The following is a 15,951-nucleotide window of genomic DNA, read 5'->3' as shown; positions in this document are numbered from 1 at the left end:
ACGAGGGGGTTGAGAGAGCGTCAATGATTCGGACAGGAATTTCTTGTGCACGGCCTCTGCGGTGAGCGGCGCCCCTGGGGCCGCCGCTTCGTCCCGACGGCGACGAACGCGCAGGTGAGAGACGTCCGTTCGACGCCTCGAACCGCTGGCCCGTCACCGGAAGATCACGCCGAGGGACTGAAATCCGCCTGCGGGTAAGAAGGTCGAGTGAAGCGTGGGGGCGTCGTGGGGGGCGCGGGGAGGGAGGCGGGGATGGGGGGTGCTGTGCTGCGCGATGGGTGGTGCGCTGACCTGCGAGACGGGCGTCGCAGCTTGGCGGGTACGACGGGGGGCGGGCAGGCGGGCAGGCGGGCAGGCGGGCAGGCGGGGTCAATGATGAGGGGCGGGGGCGCGTTGTGGCGCAGGAAATCGGGACGGTACGCGTCGGCAGACGCCAGCCGTGACCGGTGGCGCGGCACGGCCCGGTCTTGAAGGGCCGGTGGCGCGACGGAGCTGGCTCGGCGACCGAAGGTCCGAGATGGCTAGGTGCCGACTGAGGGCCGAGAGAACAGGGCGCGCGAGCGGGGTTCCGAGGGACCCGAGCTCTGGGGCGGAAGGCCTAGAGAACAACTGGCGCCGGAAGGCCGAGGGAGCCTGGCTCGCGGGCACGGAGGACCGAGAGAGCAGGGCTGATGGCCGGAGCGCCCGAGAGGAAGCCGGGCTGATGACCGGAAGGCCAGAGGGTGCTTGGCCGGCGGCTCAGAGGGCCGAGTGAGCCGGGCTGTCGGCCGTGGTCGCCAAACCGGCCCGGAGGCCGAGGAAGGCGGGCTCGACGGCCAGCCCCGAAAGTGACGCAGCCCGGCTTGGTTGACGGTCGGGAGAGGCGACGCGGCCGGGACTGACATCCGGAGGGGCGAGACAGTCCGCATGCGCCCGGAGGAGCGACGCGGGCGGCATGACATCCGGACGGGCGAGCGGACGTGCTTTAAGACCGTAGGGCGAGCGGATGGCCTTGACGACCACAGAGGCGAGGCGAGCCCGGAATCCGGAGGGCCGACGGGGTCGGGCTTGGACGGCCACGAGGGCGGCGGCCTGCCAGCCCCTCCGAGCCGAGGCGAGCCCGGAATCCGGAGGGCCGACCGGGCCGGGCTTGGACGGCCCTCAGAGCGGCGGCCCGGCAGCATCTCGGGGCCGGGGGCGACGCGGCACGGCTCGGGGCAGGAGGGCGGCCGGAGGGGTCTCCGTGGGCACGGGTGGCGCCGATTGTCGCGGGAACGGCGTCGGCCCGCCTGCGTTCTCGCAGGCGGGCCGACGTTCCGGGTGGGCGATACTGGGTTCGAACCAGTGACCTCTTCGGTGTGAACGAAGCGCTCTCCCACTGAGCTAATCGCCCGGACGCAGGAAGAACATTACCCCATGTCACGGGGTGACTGTGACCAGGGCGGACCCGCCACCACGCCTCCGCGGCGGGTCACTGGTCCTTGATCTTCCAGGGCATCTCGAAGCCGAACTTCCACAGGTAGAAACCCGTCAGGACGGCGATGATCACGAGACCGATCGCGGTGAGGGTGAGGTTGCGGCGGCGGACCTTGGGATCGAGCGCGCGCTGGGCCGCCTCGGTGACCTTGCGCTTGGTCCAGCGGAGCACCAGCTGGGCCCAGACGAACTCGGTCGCCCAGATCGCCATGCCGCCGAAGATGACCACCCAGCCGGGACCGGGCAGCGGCAGCATCACGATGCCGGCGGCCACCACGGCGAGGCCGATCACGAAGACCCCGACCTGCCAGCTCAGGTGCAGCATGCGACGCGCCTTGACGAATTCGGGCGCCCTGGAGCCGAGCCCCTGGCCCTGCTCCTCCTCCGCGGCCCCGTCCGGCTTCGACCTGTCCGTCGTCACGACCGCCTCGCCCGACTCGTCACTCCCCGTGTTCATACAGCCTGACCCTACCCGAGAGAATCCGGTCACCGGAATGGTGGTACCGGGCGAACGCACTGTCGGCCGGAAGAGTTACGTAAAGGCACGCAAAACACTCAGAGGGGTTTACAACGGCACCGTAGGTGGCATGTCGATTTCGCCGACGTGCGAATCCCCGAGCGCACACTGAGCGAAAGGCCCTGGCGCTTATGAACACCACGGTCAGCTGCGAGCTGCACCTGCGCCTCGTTGTGTCGAGCGAGTCCTCCCTGCCTGTCCCCGCAGGCCTGCGGTACGACACGGCCGACCCCTACGCCGTGCACGCCACCTTCCACACCGGTGCCGAGGAGACCGTCGAGTGGGTGTTCGCCCGCGACCTGCTCGCCGAGGGCCTGCACCGGCCCACGGGCACCGGCGACGTCCGCGTCTGGCCGTCGCGCAGCCACGGTCAGGGCGTCGTCTGCATCGCCCTGAGCTCTCCCGAGGGCGAAGCCCTGCTAGAGGCCCCAGCGAGGGCCCTGGAGTCCTTCCTGAAGCGGACGGACGCCGCCGTGCCTCCCGGCACGGAACACCGGCACTTCGATCTCGATCAGGAGCTCTCGCACATCCTGGCGGAAAGCTAGGGCGAGGCTCACACCGAGCTGCCCGGCGCCGTCCACTCGGGGAGACGGCTCGGGCCAGGACAACCGAATAGGGCATGCGCCGACGCCGTGCCACGGGTCTCCCGTGGGACGGCGTCGGCGTGCGCGCGGCCAGTGCGGACGGGACTCCCCCGGCCTCCCGGCGGCGGGCGCCCGGGCACCCGGTCCACGAGTGACCGTTGTCCGGCGGCCTGGTGCGGCTACCATCGGCCAGCATCGGCGGGCGCTCGCCCGACCCCCAGGCCAGGGAGCGAAATGTGCTGATCACCCACGACACCCGGTGTGCGCTCGATGCCGTGGTGGAACTGGTGAACACCGCACCGGAGGAGGACACGGCCCCGGACGCGCTGCCGGATGTCGCCGCCCTCGCGGATTTCGTGCGAAAGCACGAGATCAGTGACGTCGGCGTGCTGTCCGAGTTCGACCTGTCCGCGGTGCGCAAGATCCGTGGACGGTTCGCCGGGATCTTCGCCGCGTCGGAACCGCGGAAGGCCGCCGCGCTGATCAACGAGCTGGTCGCCGCCGCGGGCACCACGCCACGCCTCACGGACCACGACGGCTACGACTGGCATGTGCACTACTTCGCGCCCGGTGCCTCCGTCGCCGACCATCTGGCGGCCGACTGCGGGATGGCGCTGGCGTTCTTCGTGGTGGCCGGGGAGCAGGAGCGGCTTCGGCGCTGTGAGGCCCCGGACTGCCGGCGCGCCTTCGTCGACCTCTCGCGGAACCGGTCCCGCCGGTACTGCGACAGCCGCACCTGCGGCAACCGCCTGCACGTGGCCGCCTACCGGGCGCGCCGCAAGGAGGCGGCGGGCTGAGTTCACCGGCACCCGGCAAACGTCGTACCGCTGTCCTGGGTCCCTAAGCCCCTCGATGTCGTTCGATGACCTCCCGTGACGTCGTTCGATGCCGACGCGGCCCCGGCGGGTGACGCCGGGGACCGCGGGTACGGCTCAGAGCAGCAGCAGGTCATGCAGCGAAGCCATGAGCAGCAGACACCCGATCACCGCCAGAAAGATCATCAGCGGTGGCTGGGAAAGGGCGAAGAGGCACCCGCGCGGCTCGTCCTGCTGCGGCGCGGCGTCGCTCTGTGTCGTGTCCAGCATCTCGCGGGCGATGATGACTCAGGTGACACCCCTGGCGCGATCACGCGTCCGGATTGAGCGGGAGTGCGCAGGATTCCGCGACGTCGCTGTCAGGCCGTGATCACTTCCGCGCGCGGGCAGGCCGACTGTGTCGTTTCCATCGTCGGCGGGCCGCCGGGCAGGGATCTACCGGACCTGGTTCATATGCCGTGCTTCTTGAGGATGGCCTCGATGTCGCTGAAGTCGTCGGAGGCGCCGGAGGCGCCGGTCGCGCGGGGCGCGGCCGCTGGACGGGACGCCGGCCGGGCGGCCGGACGCGATGCCTGCCCCAGGGAGGGCGCGGAGGCGGCGGGCGCCACCGCCTCGGCCCGCTCGGAGCGGGCCGCCGCTCTGCGTTCCTTACGGGTGCCGCCCCGGCGGCTTTCCACGGCGCGGGTGGTGGCGAACAGCGCCCAGGCCCCGCCGAGCACGACGAAGCCCGCCCAGGCCGTCGGGCTGAAGGCGGTGTCGGCGACCCATTCGACGACGCCGGTCATCACGAGGCCCAGCGGCACCAGGGCATAGGCGGCGATACGGGCGGCCGCCAGGAAGCGCTTGCGGTAGGCGGTGACCACCGCGATGCCCAGACCGGCCACGGCGAGGGCGGAACAGACGGTCTCGGCAATCATCCGGTCCTCCAGGCGTGCGCTCACTCGGGCAGAGGTCGTGTCGACCAGGCACCGCGGCCGGCGGGCCCGCGCCTCGTCCCCTCCATCCTGCACCTGCGCACCGCTCGCGGGCCATGCTCCGGCCGGACATCAGGGACATCTCCGGGTCGGCTCCTCCGCAGGTGCCGCAGCGGCTCGTCCCCGGATCCGGCCGCGAGCATCCGCTCGGGCGCCAGGTGGTCCGGATTGGGACGGCCGGGCGGTGACTGGAAGACTGGCGGCATGAGCGACTCGTCCCCGACCTCCTCCTCCGCCTCCGCACCGGACACGGCGGCCGCCCGTCCCGCCGTCGTCCTCGATGTCTGGTGCGAGCTCCAGTGCCCGGACTGCCGTGGCGCCCTCGACGATCTGCGCGTCCTGCGCGAGCGGTACGGCGACCGGCTGGAGCTGCGCCTGCGGCACTTCCCGCTGGAGAAGCACAAGCACGCCTTCGCCGCCGCGCAGGCCGCCGAGGAGGCCCTGGAGCAGGGCATGGGATGGCCGTACGTCGAGGCCGTGCTGGGCAGGGTCGAGGAGCTGGCCCGTGGGGGCGAACCCCTCCTGGTCGAGGTCGCCGGTGAACTCGGGCTCGACGCCGAGGAGTTCGACACCGCCCTGATCGACGGACGGCACATCCTGATCGTGGACGCCGACCAGGCCGAGGGCAAGGCGATCGGCGTCACCGGCACCCCGACGTACGTCATCGGCGGCGAGCGTCTCGACGGCGGCAAGAGTCAGGAAGGACTGCGCGAGCGCGTCGAGGAGATCGCCGACCGCCTGCTCGCCGAGCAGGCGTGAGGCCGGCTCGACGCGGGCCGGTTCAGAGCAGGTTCTTGTACATCGAGTGACTCACGGGCAGGTACCCGAGCGACTCGTAGAGCCGCTCGGCCGGGGTGTTGCCGACGAAGACGTTGAGGCCGAGCACGCGCTTGCCCGCCGCGACGGCCTGGGCCTCGGCCAGCAGCATCAGGGATCGTCCGTGGCCCCGGCCGCGAAAGGCCTCGTCGGTCTCGACGTCGTACACGAACGCCGTGTCGCCGGTGAACGCCAGCCAGATCGTGCCGACCCGGGTGCCCTCCTGCTCCAGGACGCTGAACCGCATGTTCTCCGTCGTCCGGCCCTGCGGCAGCAGCCGGTCGTGGTCCCACCGCGACCTGGCCAACGCCTCGCCCTCGGGCATCCCGCGATCCACCCAGTGCCGGGCGTAGGCCACGACGCCGTGGTCGACCCAGGACAGGTACTCGGCCTCCGTCATGGGCCTGCCCCGGCTGCCCTCGGGCAGTCCGGGAGCGGTGGCGCCCAGCGGCTTCTCCATGCCGCGTCCGCGGTGGACGTAGCCGAGTGCCGTCGCCAGCCGCAGCGCGGCCCCCGCGTCGGCGGGCACCCTGAGCTCGATCCGCTTGCAGCCCCAGCCGCGAACGACCTCCTCGGCGGCCAGCGCGGCCACCGTGCCCCGGCCGCGCCCGCGGTCCGGTTCGTCGATGCGCAGGTCGGCGATCCGGGCGACGTCGGCGCCCGGATCGCCGGAGCCCGCGAGGGTGGAGAGGTGGACCGCTCCGACGGGTCGGCTGTTCACGCAGACCTGGTAGTGGCGCGAGAGCGCCCCGTCGGCGGTGCGCTGAAGCGGCTCGGTCGGCCGCAGGGTCGTGGTCATCAGGAGCTTTTCTACCCACCACGACGAGCGTCGTCAGCCTGATTTCCGGGGTCCTCGCGGACCCGGGCGAGGACTTTACGGGTCGAGGTCGTCGGCGGCGCGCTCGGCGAAGATCCGCATCGCCTTGGCGGTCACCGGTCCCGGCGTGCCCGGCAGTTCACGGTCGTCGACGCGGTGAACGGCCTGCACGTCTCGCAGGGTGGAGGTGAGGAACACCTCGTCGGCCCGCCCCAGCACGTCCAGCGGCAGCTCGGTCTCCCTTGCCCCGGTCCACTCGACGGTCAGCTCGCGCGTGATGCCCGCGAGGCAGCCGGAGGCGAGCGGCGGGGTGTGGATCTCGCCGTCCAGGACGACGAACACGTTGGACCCGGTGCCCTCGCAGAGCTGCCCGACCGTGTTGGCGAACAGCGCCTCGGTGGCGCCGTGTTGGTGGGCGCGGGCCAGGGCGACGACGTTCTCGGCGTACGAGGTCGTCTTCAGGCCGGTGAGCGCGCCGCGTTCGTTGCGGGTCCAGGGGACCGTCACGACGGCCGTGGAGTCGGCGCGCCGGGTGGTCTCCCCGAGGGCGACGACGAGGGTGGGGCCGTGTGCGCCGCGGTCGGAGCCGAGGGGTCCGTGGCCGCCGGTGTAGGTGATGCGCAGCCGGCCGAGCGGCATCGGGTTGGCTTCGAGGACGGCGGCGCAGGCGCGGCGGACCTCGTCGTGGTCCGGGTCCGGCAGGCCGAGTCCGCGCGCGGAACGGGTCAGCCGGTCGAGGTGGCGGGTCAGCGCGAACGTCACGCCGTCCACCGCCTTCACCGTCTCGAAGATGCCGTCGCCCACGGTCAGTCCGTGGTCGAAGACGGAGACACGGGCGGACTCGCTGTCCTGCAGCCCGCCGTCGAGCCAGATCTTCACGTCAGTCCCTCTCCCTCGGCCTCGTATGTTCCCGACGCTATCGCGAGCAGCCGGGAGGCCTTCAGCTCGGTCTCCGCCCACTCGGCCTCGGGGTCCGAACCCCAGGTGATGCCGGCGCCCGTGCCGAAGCGCAGCACAGCCGAGCCCGCGGAGTCGCGGTCGATCCAGAAGGTGCGGATGCCGACGGCCAGTTCGCCGGTTCCCCGGTCGGCGTCGACCCAGCCGATGCCGCCGCAGTACGGGCCGCGCGGTGCCGTCTCCAGCGCGTCGATGATCCGCAGGGCGCTGGACTTGGGGGCGCCGGTGACGGAGCCGGGCGGGAAGGCGGCGCCGAGCAGCTCGGGCCAGCCGGCGCCTTCGCGCAGCTCGCCGCGGACCGTGGACACGAGGTGGACCAGGCCGGGGTGTTTCTCGACCGCGCACAGGTCGGGGACGGTCACGCTGCCGGTGGCGCAGACCTGACCGAGGTCGTTGCGGACGAGGTCCACGATCATCACGTTCTCGGCGTAGTCCTTCTCCAGAAGGTCCGTCTCCGTGCGTCCGGTGCCCTTGATGGGCCCGGACTCGACGACCCGGCCGTCGCGGCGCAGGAAGAGCTCGGGCGACGCGGAGGCCGTCTCTATGCCGTGCGCCGGGAGACGAATCGTTCCTGCATACGGCGCCGGGTTGCCCCGGGCCAGCAGGGCGGTCAGCGCGTCCACGTCGACGTCGGACGCGACCGGTGCGGTCAGGACGCGGCAGAGGTTGGCCTGGTACACCTGGCCGGCCGCGATGTGCTCCCGGATGCGGCGCACCCCGGCCGTGTACGCGGCGCGGTCGAGCGAGGACGTCCAGTCACCGGCCGAGGGGCCTCGCCACGCCCCGGGCACGGGGGCGGGCACCGGCTCCTCGCGTACGTCGGCGAAGCGCGCGCAGACCGGTCGGCCCTCGAAGTCGGCGCAGACCGCCCAGAAACCGGCGCCTTCGAGGGCGGCGGGATCACTGGTCACGTCGAGGAGGCCGGTGGCGACACGGGTGCCGAAACGGGCGAGAGGAGGCAGGTCGAGCACGTGGTCGAGTGTATGGCGGGTCACCCGAGAGGTGGTCCGGACGTGTTCCGCATCTCCCGGCCGGGGCCCTGACCAGGTCCGCGTGCGGACACAGCGCAGCACGCTGCACAAACGCGTTTTTGTACTGGACCGGGAATCCGCTAGAGTTCAACACGTCGCCGGGACGCGAGAGCCGACCGAAACGACATGCGGACGTAGCTCAGTTGGTAGAGCGCAACCTTGCCAAGGTTGAGGTCGCCAGTTCGAACCTGGTCGTCCGCTCGCAGGAAGTAGGGGATCCACCCGAACCCCTACGCTCCTGGTGGAGTGGCCGAGAGGCGAGGCAACGGCCTGCAAAGCCGTCTACACGGGTTCAAATCCCGTCTCCACCTCCAAGGACGATTAGCTCAGCGGGAGAGCGCTTCCCTGACACGGAAGAGGTCACTGGTTCAATCCCAGTATCGTCCACTGGATCTGTTCGAAGATCCGAACCCGCGCGATTAGCTCAGCGGGAGAGCGCTTCCCTGACACGGAAGAGGTCACTGGTTCAATCCCAGTATCGCGCACGCAGCAGACACGCCCCTCGGGTCGTGGTCCCGAGGACGATTAGCTCAGCGGGAGAGCGCTTCCCTGACACGGAAGAGGTCACTGGTTCAATCCCAGTATCGTCCACACTCCAAGAAGCCCCCGCCCGCCTTCGCGGTCGGGGGCTTCTTGTCGTGCCGGCTCAGCTGGAGAACAGCATCCGGCCGAAGCCCTTCTGACGGTGGTGACCGCCGTGGTGGCCCCCGTAGTGACCGCCACCCTGCGGGGCACCCCAGGCGGGCGCGGCCGGGGCGGCCTGGGGGTACGCCTGCGGGGCGGCCGGGGGCGGCGGGCCCGGCTGGGTCCACTGGGACTCCAGGCGGGTCAGTGCCTCCAGCTCGCCGTAGTCGAGGAAGATCCCGCGGCAGTTGCTGCACTGTTCGATCTGGACGCCGTTGCGGTTGTACGTGTGCATCTGAGCGTGACACTTCGGGCACTGCATGGTTCGGCTCAACTCCTCGCCTGGTCGGTGCTGTTTCGCGTACCGCCAGGACAGACACTGTCCGGCTGCGGTCGGTTGCACCCTACTTCGCGTGACCGGCCGCCAACTGCGGGGGGACGGAACCCATTCGGGCACAGGCGTCGACCACGCACTGCTCGACCTCGTCCAGCGCCCGGCCCTCCGCGACCGCCTTCGTGACGAAGCGTGCCGCCGTCTGCACGGTCAGTGCGCGCGCGGGGACGTCGAGGGCGGCCCAGGGGTCGCCGTCCTCGGGGACGGCGGGGCCGCCCTCGGCACGGTAGGCGGCGAGGAAGCGGGTCCACTCCCCGGCCGGGAGCAGACCGCAGGCGTACCAGGCGGCGGGACGGGCGAGGTCCCACGCCGGAACGCCGACGCCGAGATCGTCGACGTCGATCAGGCGCCAGGGCCCTTCAGGTGCCGGGTGACGGACGAGCTGCCCGAGGTGGAGGTCGCCGTGGCAGAGGGTCGAGGTCTCGGGCATGGGGGCTTCGGCGCGGGCCCACGCCGGAAGCACGCGCCAGGCGCTCAGGACGGGTGCGACGGCGGGGTGCGCTCCGACCGCGCCGAGGCGGGCCACGGCGTGGGCGGCCTTGGCGGGCCCGCGCATCTGCGGGAGCGAGGTCGGAGCGGGGGTGCGGTGCAGACGGGCGAGCAGGATGCCCGCGGCCTCCCAGGGGGCGAGGTCGGGATCGTCCGGGTCCACCGGAGTGCCGTAGGGCCAGAAGGTCACCAGACGGCCGTGGAGAGCGACCGGAGCCGGGGTGAGCGGCGCGAGGAGGATCTCGGGGAGGCGCGCGGCGAGGGCGAGACGCGGGGCCAGTCCGGCCGGGTCGGTGTCGGGGGCGTGCGCCTTCGCGACGGTGTCGGCATGCCGGACGACGCTGGCGTCGGGGCGGTCGGCGAGAGTGGCCGCGCCGCAGGCACAGGCCGGATCGGCCTCGTGCGCCTTGACTCCGGCTCGGCGGGCGAGCTCGGTGAGCAGGGGGTGCGCGGTCACGGGGCTCCCTGAACGGCGGCGTGCGGTCTTCCCGCGAGGGTACGCAGGCGAGGTCACCGACGTCGCACGGGCATCGCCGCCGCAGGGGGCCGGGAGCAGCGTCGCGGGTCGCCGGGAAAAGCAATGCAGGCGCAGCTCCCCAGCTGCGCCTGCATTTTTGCCGTCCGCCGCACCCCCGTCCCCACGGGGTTTCATGGGTGGATGTCCCCGCCCGGACCGCTCTTCCGGGCCTGGGGTCGCCGCTCAGCGCCCCAGCATCACTCCCACGGACGACGCCTGTGTGGCCACTGTCTCCCAACCGTCGAAGGCGACGAGGAGCAGGACCGCCAGGGGAAGGGCCATCAGCGTCGCCACCAAGGGGTGGCGACGGCCCGTGCGACGAGGGCGCGTACCGCGTCCCTGTGCGCGGATGATCGTCCGCGGTGCCGTAAGAGCCATGGTCCCTCTCCTGACCTGATCAGTTGTCGTTGGCAGCGGCGGGTGTCTGACCTCGGGGGACGAGTGCTGCACCCGCCGCTTGACCTCAAATCTAGGCGCGGGGCGACCATCGGGCGTCATGCCTTCGTACCGATTGCCGGGCCTCCCGGAGGATGAGCCATGACCTGCGAAGTACTCCCCTGGGTGGAGAGATGGTCCTGCTTCTCGGGGTCTTCCCGGAGGGGTCTCCGGTCCGGGCTCGGCCTCCCGCGCCCGTCGGGAGGTCGGGCGGGTTCCCCGGCCGTGACTTCGCTCACTTCCACCGCCCGCTGCCGTGCCGCCGCCGTCCCTCACGAGGCCGTCCGGCGGGCCACCACCGGCCGGGTCCGCCTCCCGTCGCCGACCCCGGCGGCGGTCCGGGCCCCGTCCTCCACCACGGGCTCAATCCACCTGCACCGTCAGGCGGTTGACGTTGACGGACAGTCAAGGCGCGCCTGTCCACAGGGTCTCTGACCACCCTTCACATCATCCGTGAGACGCCGACAATCGATCGATACGAGAGGGCGCGGCCTCTGCGCGCGAACGGCCGTGGAAACGTAAGCTGTGCCACGTCACACGGACCGGGCAGCGGGGATGAACATGGCGATGATGCGCCTGAGGCGCGAGGACCCGCGCGTCGTCGGCTCGTTCAGGCTTCACCGACGGCTCGGCGCGGGCGGGATGGGCGTCGTCTATCTGGGCTCCGACAAGAAGGGGCAGCGGGTCGCGCTGAAGGTGATCCGACCCGATCTGGCGGAGGACCAGGAGTTCCGGTCGCGGTTCGCGCGCGAGGTCTCGGCCGCCCGGCGGATCCGGGGCGGCTGCACGGCGCGGCTGGTCGCGGCCGATCTGGACGCCGACCGGCCGTGGTTCGCCACCCAGTACGTGCCCGGACCCTCCCTGCACGACAAGGTCAACGACGAGGGGCCGCTCGGGGCCGCCGAGCTGGCCTCCATCGGAGCCGCGCTGTCGGAGGGGCTCGTCGCCGTCCACGAGGCCGGGGTCGTGCACCGGGACCTGAAGCCGTCCAACATCCTGCTCTCCCCCAAGGGCCCGCGGATCATCGACTTCGGCATCGCCTGGGCGACGGGCGCCTCCACGCTGACGCACGTCGGTACGGCGGTCGGCTCCCCCGGGTTCCTCGCGCCGGAGCAGGTGCGCGGGGCCCTGGTCACCCCGGCCACCGACGTGTTCTCGCTCGGCGCCACGCTCGCCTACGCCTCGACGGCCGATTCGCCCTTCGGGCACGGCAGTTCCGAGGTGATGCTGTACCGCGTGGTGCACGAGGAGCCGCATCTGCACGGCGTACCGGACGCGCTGGCCCCCCTGGTGCGGGCCTGTCTGGCGAAGGACCCGGAGGAGCGTCCCAGCACCCTCGATCTCTCCCTGCGCCTGAAGGAGATCGCGACCCGCGAGGCCCAGGGACTGGCGGACGCGCGACCTCCGGCGCCTCGGGCGGCCGAGGCGGACCGTCCCACGGGTCGGCTCTCCGAAACCGGTTACCCGGATCGCACCCTGCGTCAGCAGACCGGACCCGGTACTCCTCCCCCGCGCAACGGGGCGCCGCCCGCGCGCGGTTCCGTCCCCTCGCGGGGCGGAGCGCCGGCGCGCGGGGGCAATGCCGGACGCGGGGGGGGTACCGCGTCGTCGCGACCGGGAGCCCGGCCGGCCCCCTCGCGCAACACCCGCCCCGGCAGCGGCAACCGGTCGGCGTCCCGAGGCGGGGTCCGGCGCCCCGGCCCGAGAACCACGGGGAGCGGGCTGCGGCCCGCCAACCCGCGGCTGCTGCGCCAGCGGCTGTTCGTGTTCGTCGTGGTGACCCTGCTGGTCGCGCTCGGCATCGCCGTGGTGCAGGGCTGCGAGGGACCGGCACGCGGTCTCGGCGGCGGCGACGGCGTCGTACGGCAGGAACAGCAGCACCTCCGTCCGCAGCCGGGCGACCCGCTCGCGGACTGACCCGGAGCCGGGCCCGCGGGCGGCCGGGCCCCGTCAGGTGGCGAGCGGGATGACGCCCAGGGGATCCGTGGTGGGCTGCGGCGAGCCACCGGCGGGTTCGACGGTGATTCCCACGGCGACGGCGTCGGCGGGCGACCCCTTCAGGACGTGGGAGCCGTTCGGCGCGCTGCCGGTCACCAGGCCGGCCGAGCGGACGTCGCCCGCCTCGGCCGCGTACCAGAGCTCGTAGACCTTGCCGCCGGCCAAGGCGGGAAGACCGTACGCGGCGAAGACCGCGCGCGCCTGGTCGAGGGAGACCACGACGGCGGCGGTGACGCCGCCGGTCAGTTCTCCGGTGTGCACGGTGGCGTCGGGTGCGGTGAGGACCTCGGTGATCTCGGCTCCCGACGCGCGGGCCTGCTGCTCGGCCCGGACCGCCCGGGTGCGCGCGTCGTCCGCCTCGACGTGCTGCCGGACGGCGATGCCGCCGAGCACGGCAGCCGCCGCGATGCTCGCGGCGAGCGCGTAGCGCAGCACGCGGTTGCCGGGCGCGCGCGGGCGGTGCGGGACCCGGTCCTGACGGGTGCGGGCGACGGCCTGGAGCGTGCGGGCGCGGGCCTGCGGGGTCACGGGCACGCCCTGCGTGGAGGCGCCGAGCCGGGCGGCGGTCCTCCGCAGCTCGTCGGCCTCCCGGCCGCACTGGTCGCAACCGGCGAGATGGTTCTCGAACGCGGTTTCCTCGGCGGGCGGCAGGGCGTACAGCATGTAGGCGCCGAGGGACAGGTGGGGATCCTCCGCTGGTGTCATGCGTCGGCCTCCAGGCAGGCCCGCAGTCGCCGGAGTCCCGCGCGCATGCGGGACTTCACCGTTCCTTCGGGGGTGGAGAGGGCCTCTGCGACCTCGAGGTAGGTCAGGCCCTGGTAGTAGGCGAGCATCAGGGGCACGCGTTCCTGGCGGGCCAGCGCGGTGAGGCAGCGGTGAAGCCGTCGCTGCTCGTCGTGGTCCTGGACGATCTCGGACACCTCGTCGAAAGGACGCTCCGGCCCGAGGATGCCCGTGCGCTGTTCGCGTTCCGCGCCCGCCTGTGCGGAACGGACCCGGTCCACCGCCCGGCGGTGGGCCACGGTGAGCACCCAGGCCTTCGCCGTGCCCCGCTCGGGGCTGTAGCGGTCCGCGGTGCGCCAGATCTCGATCATGACCTCCTGGGTCACCTCCTCCGCCTGGGCGACGTCCCGCAGGATCCGGCAGGCCAGTCCCATGACGCTGCCGGACAGCGCGTCGTAGACGCCGTCGAACGCGTCACGGTCGCCGCCGGCCACCCGGGCCAGCAGGTCCTCCACCCGGGCGTCCGGATCGAAGCTGTGCGGCAAATCCCTGCTCCCCTCGTGCCTCGTGCCTCGTGCTGGGTCCGGACGGCCCGCCCGCGGCGTCTGCGGAGGGAAGGGACCCGCGCCGGAGGGCTCCTCACCGCTCCGCGGACGGGCCGGGCGTGGATCCCAGGTCGAGCAGGACGTGTACGGTCTTGCCGCCGAGGGCGGGGACGAGCCTGATCTGTCCGCCCAGCCCGCGGATGACGCCCATGCCGAAGCCGCCGCGCTCGTCGCCGTCCGAACGGCGGTGGAGCTCGGGAAGGTCCTCGCTGTGGTCCGCGACGGCGATGTCCAGCCGGCCGTCGCGCACCGTGAGCGTCAGCGTGCAGGGACCACAGGTGTGACGGACCGCGTTGGTCACCAGTTCGGAGACGACGAGGACCGCGTCCGGCACGCGGTCGACCGGGTCGGTCGTCCTCAGCCATCGCTCGCTGACCTGACGAGCGAGGGACGGGGACCGCCGGGAGTGCGGCAGGGCCGCGGCGCAACGCGCTGTCGTCGGCGCTGTCGTCGGCGGTGACGTGGTGGTGGACATGAGGGCTCCCCTGGAACGACTCGTCGGGGACGGCTTTTGCTCGCAGGGGATTCGTAGCCGCGCAGCACGCGGATGCCGCCGTGCTGTACACGAAAGCCTCAGGTTCTCACCCGGCCGGACGAGCGGGACGTCCACGCCTTCCGCTGCGAGGGCCTGGCCCGCTCAGGCTCTCCCCCGGCTGCCCTGGGGCTCCCCGGCCGCCCTGGAGGCTCCCGGGCCCTTATGTCTCCGATACATTTTTCGGCTTTGCGGTCATCCGTCCCGCTTTCGGATCCGAATCCCTCGCGTCCGGCACAGAGAGACGGGGAACCGCGTTCCTCCCCCGTCCACCCCCGCGCAGCGGCGCGGCCGGTGGACGGAACGGCGTGACCTCGTCGGACGTGCTCGTCACCGAACGTTCGAGGGAGATGTGTCCGATGACCGCTTTCCTGCGAGCCCGCCGCCTGGTGGCCGGGGCCGCCGCGACGGGCCTACTGGCCGGAGGGGCCGTGCTCGGCCTGTCCGGCGCGGCGACCGCGGCTCCCGCTCCCGCCTCCGCCCCGACGGTGGTGGTCACCGACCACGACGGTAACTGCCACTGGGTGAAGGGTCACTGGGAGAAGAAGTGGGTGAAGGGCCACTGGGAGAAGAAGCGGGTCAACCACAAGACCTGGCACCACGGCCACTGGGAGAACCACTACACCTACAAGTGGGTCTACGTGCACGGCCACTGGGACCACCAGTGGGTCAAGGGGCACTGGGAGTGCCACCACCGCTGACGGCGACGACCGCCGGATGAGGACCGGACGCACCACGTCTTCCGGTCCTCATCGATCCGCGTACCCTCCGGCCGCCGGCGCCAGCTGTCGTCAGGCGGGTCTCGGTCGGGTCGCGTAGAACGCCACGGCGGAGGCGGCCGCCACGTTGAGGGAGTCGATCCCGGCGGACATGGGGATGCGCACCCACTCGTCCGCCGCCCGGAGGGCGTACGTGGACAGGCCGTGCCCCTCGGAGCCCAGCATGATGGCGCTCTTCTCGAAGCGTGCCGGGTTCAGCTCGTCGAGGGGGGTCGCCTTCTCGTCCGGGGTCATGGCGAGGATGTCGTACCCGGCGTCGCGCACGACGTCGAGCCCGGCGGGCCAGGCGTCGAACCGGGCGTAGGGAACCGAGAAGACGGCACCCATCGACACTTTGATCGACCGCCGGTAGAGGGGGTCCGCGCAGTCCGGTGACAGCAGGATCGCCTTGATGCCCAGGGCGGCGGCGCTGCGGAAGGCGGCGCCGAGATTCGCGTGATCGACGAATCCCTCGAAGACGGCGACGCGCTGACCCGCGTCGTCCCGCACCGGGTCGCCGGCCGGCTCCGGGACGGCGGTCCGGCGGGCGGCCTGGAGCAGTTCCGCGGCGGCCGGCAACGGCTTGCGCTGCATGGAGGCGAGCGCGCCGCGGTGGACGTGATAGCCGGTGACCCGTTCGGCGAGCTCCGGGCTGACGGCGTAGACCGGTGCCGGGAGCTCGTCGATGACGTCGCGCATGACGTCGACCCACTTGGCGGAGAGCAGCATGGAGCGCATCTCGTACCCGGCGTCCCGGGCCCGGCGGATGACCTTCTCACCCTCGGCGATGAACAGGCCCTCGGCGGGCTCGCGCTTGCGGCGCAGCTCGACGTCGGTCAGGCCGGTGTAGTCGCGCAGGCGCGGGTCGTCGGGGTCCTCAACGGTGATGAGATCGGCCACAGGGTGATAC

General features: G+C 72.2%; 18 protein-coding genes and 6 tRNA genes. 10 read left to right on the top strand and 14 right to left on the bottom strand.

Translation table 11 applies throughout. The features are described 5' to 3' along the window. Positions 1-1,300 precede the first annotated feature (1,300 nt). Together OG440_RS30785 and OG440_RS30780 are read right to left on the bottom strand one after the other, a co-directional pair. Positions 1,301-1,372, bottom strand: a tRNA-Val gene (locus OG440_RS30785). A 78-nt stretch (positions 1,373-1,450) separates the two neighbouring features. Further along, positions 1,451-1,912, bottom strand: a complete 462-nt coding sequence (locus tag OG440_RS30780) for a TIGR02611 family protein (RefSeq protein ID WP_406010022.1) — start codon at positions 1,910-1,912, stop codon at positions 1,451-1,453. A gap of 191 nt (positions 1,913-2,103) precedes the next feature. Here OG440_RS30780 and OG440_RS30775 point away from each other — a divergent pair, with 191 nt between their 5' ends. Together OG440_RS30775 and OG440_RS30770 are read left to right on the top strand one after the other, a co-directional pair. Beyond that, complete coding sequence (locus tag OG440_RS30775; protein ID WP_004002642.1) at positions 2,104-2,517, top strand: SsgA family sporulation/cell division regulator; 414 nt, start codon at positions 2,104-2,106, stop codon at positions 2,515-2,517. 275 nt (positions 2,518-2,792) lie between these two features. Further along, complete coding sequence (locus OG440_RS30770; protein WP_406010021.1) at positions 2,793-3,353, top strand: CGNR zinc finger domain-containing protein; 561 nt, start codon at positions 2,793-2,795, stop codon at positions 3,351-3,353. Between the two features lie 135 nt (positions 3,354-3,488). On the opposite strand, the gene OG440_RS30765 is transcribed toward OG440_RS30770, so the two are convergent. Further along, entirely contained in the window at positions 3,489-3,641 is a 153-nt protein-coding gene (locus OG440_RS30765; RefSeq protein ID WP_406010020.1) for a hypothetical protein, read from the bottom strand. A 179-nt stretch (positions 3,642-3,820) separates the two neighbouring features. Then, on the bottom strand, positions 3,821-4,288 hold the full coding sequence (locus tag OG440_RS30760; protein ID WP_406010019.1) for a hypothetical protein: 468 nt from the start codon (positions 4,286-4,288) through the stop codon (positions 3,821-3,823). A 261-nt stretch (positions 4,289-4,549) separates the two neighbouring features. Here OG440_RS30760 and OG440_RS30755 point away from each other — a divergent pair, with 261 nt between their 5' ends. Continuing rightward, positions 4,550-5,104, top strand: a complete 555-nt coding sequence (locus tag OG440_RS30755) for a DsbA family protein (protein ID WP_406010018.1) — start codon at positions 4,550-4,552, stop codon at positions 5,102-5,104. 22 nt (positions 5,105-5,126) lie between these two features. On the opposite strand, the gene OG440_RS30750 is transcribed toward OG440_RS30755, so the two are convergent. The 3 genes from OG440_RS30750 to OG440_RS30740 form a co-directional block, all read right to left on the bottom strand. Continuing rightward, the gene (locus OG440_RS30750) at positions 5,127-5,960 is read right to left on the bottom strand and encodes a GNAT family N-acetyltransferase (protein WP_406010017.1); all 834 of its coding nucleotides are present in this window, start codon (positions 5,958-5,960) and stop codon (positions 5,127-5,129) included. Between the two features lie 75 nt (positions 5,961-6,035). After that, positions 6,036-6,857 carry an aminotransferase class IV gene (locus OG440_RS30745; RefSeq protein ID WP_406010016.1) on the bottom strand — a complete coding sequence of 274 codons (822 nt, stop codon included), beginning with the start codon at positions 6,855-6,857 and terminating at the stop codon, positions 6,036-6,038. After that, positions 6,854-7,906 (bottom strand): chorismate-binding protein, encoded by a 1,053-nt coding sequence (locus OG440_RS30740; RefSeq protein WP_406010015.1) that lies wholly within the window; start codon positions 7,904-7,906, stop codon positions 6,854-6,856. Before OG440_RS30740 ends, OG440_RS30745 begins: the two co-directional genes overlap by 4 nt. Before the next feature lie 188 nt (positions 7,907-8,094). Between OG440_RS30740 and OG440_RS30735 the strand changes: the two genes are divergently transcribed. From OG440_RS30735 to OG440_RS30715, 5 genes are all read left to right on the top strand, one after another. Beyond that, positions 8,095-8,167, top strand: a tRNA-Gly gene (locus OG440_RS30735). Positions 8,168-8,206: 39 nt separating this feature from the next. Beyond that, positions 8,207-8,280: transfer RNA gene (locus tag OG440_RS30730), tRNA-Cys, on the top strand. A 1-nt stretch (position 8,281) separates the two neighbouring features. Further along, positions 8,282-8,353: transfer RNA gene (locus OG440_RS30725), tRNA-Val, on the top strand. A gap of 26 nt (positions 8,354-8,379) precedes the next feature. Further along, positions 8,380-8,451, top strand: a tRNA-Val gene (locus OG440_RS30720). Positions 8,452-8,485: 34 nt separating this feature from the next. Further along, positions 8,486-8,557, top strand: a tRNA-Val gene (locus OG440_RS30715). Positions 8,558-8,612: 55 nt separating this feature from the next. On the opposite strand, the gene OG440_RS30710 is transcribed toward OG440_RS30715, so the two are convergent. The 3 genes from OG440_RS30710 to OG440_RS30700 all read right to left on the bottom strand — a co-directional run bounded on the left by OG440_RS30710 (position 8,613) and on the right by OG440_RS30700 (position 10,368). Continuing rightward, positions 8,613-8,912 (bottom strand): zf-TFIIB domain-containing protein, encoded by a 300-nt coding sequence (locus tag OG440_RS30710; protein ID WP_406010014.1) that lies wholly within the window; start codon positions 8,910-8,912, stop codon positions 8,613-8,615. An 82-nt stretch (positions 8,913-8,994) separates the two neighbouring features. Further along, entirely contained in the window at positions 8,995-9,930 is a 936-nt protein-coding gene (locus tag OG440_RS30705) for a phosphotransferase family protein (protein WP_406010013.1), read from the bottom strand. Positions 9,931-10,173: 243 nt separating this feature from the next. After that, positions 10,174-10,368, bottom strand: coding sequence for a hypothetical protein (locus OG440_RS30700; RefSeq protein ID WP_406010012.1), 195 nt, complete (start codon positions 10,366-10,368; stop codon positions 10,174-10,176). 612 nt (positions 10,369-10,980) lie between these two features. On the opposite strand from OG440_RS30700, the gene OG440_RS30695 reads away from it, so the two are divergent. Continuing rightward, the gene (locus OG440_RS30695) at positions 10,981-12,342 is read left to right on the top strand and encodes a serine/threonine-protein kinase (RefSeq protein WP_406011498.1); all 1,362 of its coding nucleotides are present in this window, start codon (positions 10,981-10,983) and stop codon (positions 12,340-12,342) included. Positions 12,343-12,375: 33 nt separating this feature from the next. Here the strand turns inward: OG440_RS30695 and OG440_RS30690 are convergent, their stop codons facing one another. From OG440_RS30690 to OG440_RS30680, 3 genes are all read right to left on the bottom strand, one after another. Further along, a complete protein-coding gene (locus tag OG440_RS30690; protein WP_406010011.1) occupies positions 12,376-13,128 on the bottom strand; it encodes an anti-sigma factor domain-containing protein in 753 nt (250 codons plus the stop codon). Next, positions 13,125-13,691 (bottom strand): ECF RNA polymerase sigma factor SigK, encoded by a 567-nt coding sequence (sigK, locus tag OG440_RS30685; RefSeq protein ID WP_406010010.1) that lies wholly within the window; start codon positions 13,689-13,691, stop codon positions 13,125-13,127. The genes OG440_RS30690 and sigK overlap by 4 nt, the downstream gene beginning before the upstream one ends. Before the next feature lie 94 nt (positions 13,692-13,785). Continuing rightward, positions 13,786-14,226, bottom strand: a complete 441-nt coding sequence (locus OG440_RS30680; RefSeq protein WP_406010009.1) for an ATP-binding protein — start codon at positions 14,224-14,226, stop codon at positions 13,786-13,788. A 416-nt stretch (positions 14,227-14,642) separates the two neighbouring features. Here OG440_RS30680 and OG440_RS30675 point away from each other — a divergent pair, with 416 nt between their 5' ends. After that, a complete protein-coding gene (locus OG440_RS30675; RefSeq protein WP_406010008.1) occupies positions 14,643-14,984 on the top strand; it encodes a hypothetical protein in 342 nt (113 codons plus the stop codon). Between the two features lie 90 nt (positions 14,985-15,074). Here the strand turns inward: OG440_RS30675 and OG440_RS30670 are convergent, their stop codons facing one another. Next, positions 15,075-15,941 (bottom strand): TrmH family RNA methyltransferase, encoded by an 867-nt coding sequence (locus OG440_RS30670; protein WP_406010007.1) that lies wholly within the window; start codon positions 15,939-15,941, stop codon positions 15,075-15,077. Between the last annotated feature and the right edge of the window lie 10 nt (positions 15,942-15,951).

The sequence above is a fragment of the Streptomyces sp. NBC_00637 genome (genome assembly GCF_045161545.1).
Taxonomy (GTDB): Bacteria; Actinomycetota; Actinomycetes; order Streptomycetales; family Streptomycetaceae; genus Streptomyces.
Note: the sequence above shows the minus strand (reverse complement) of the source record. Positions and strands in the feature narration are given on the sequence as shown.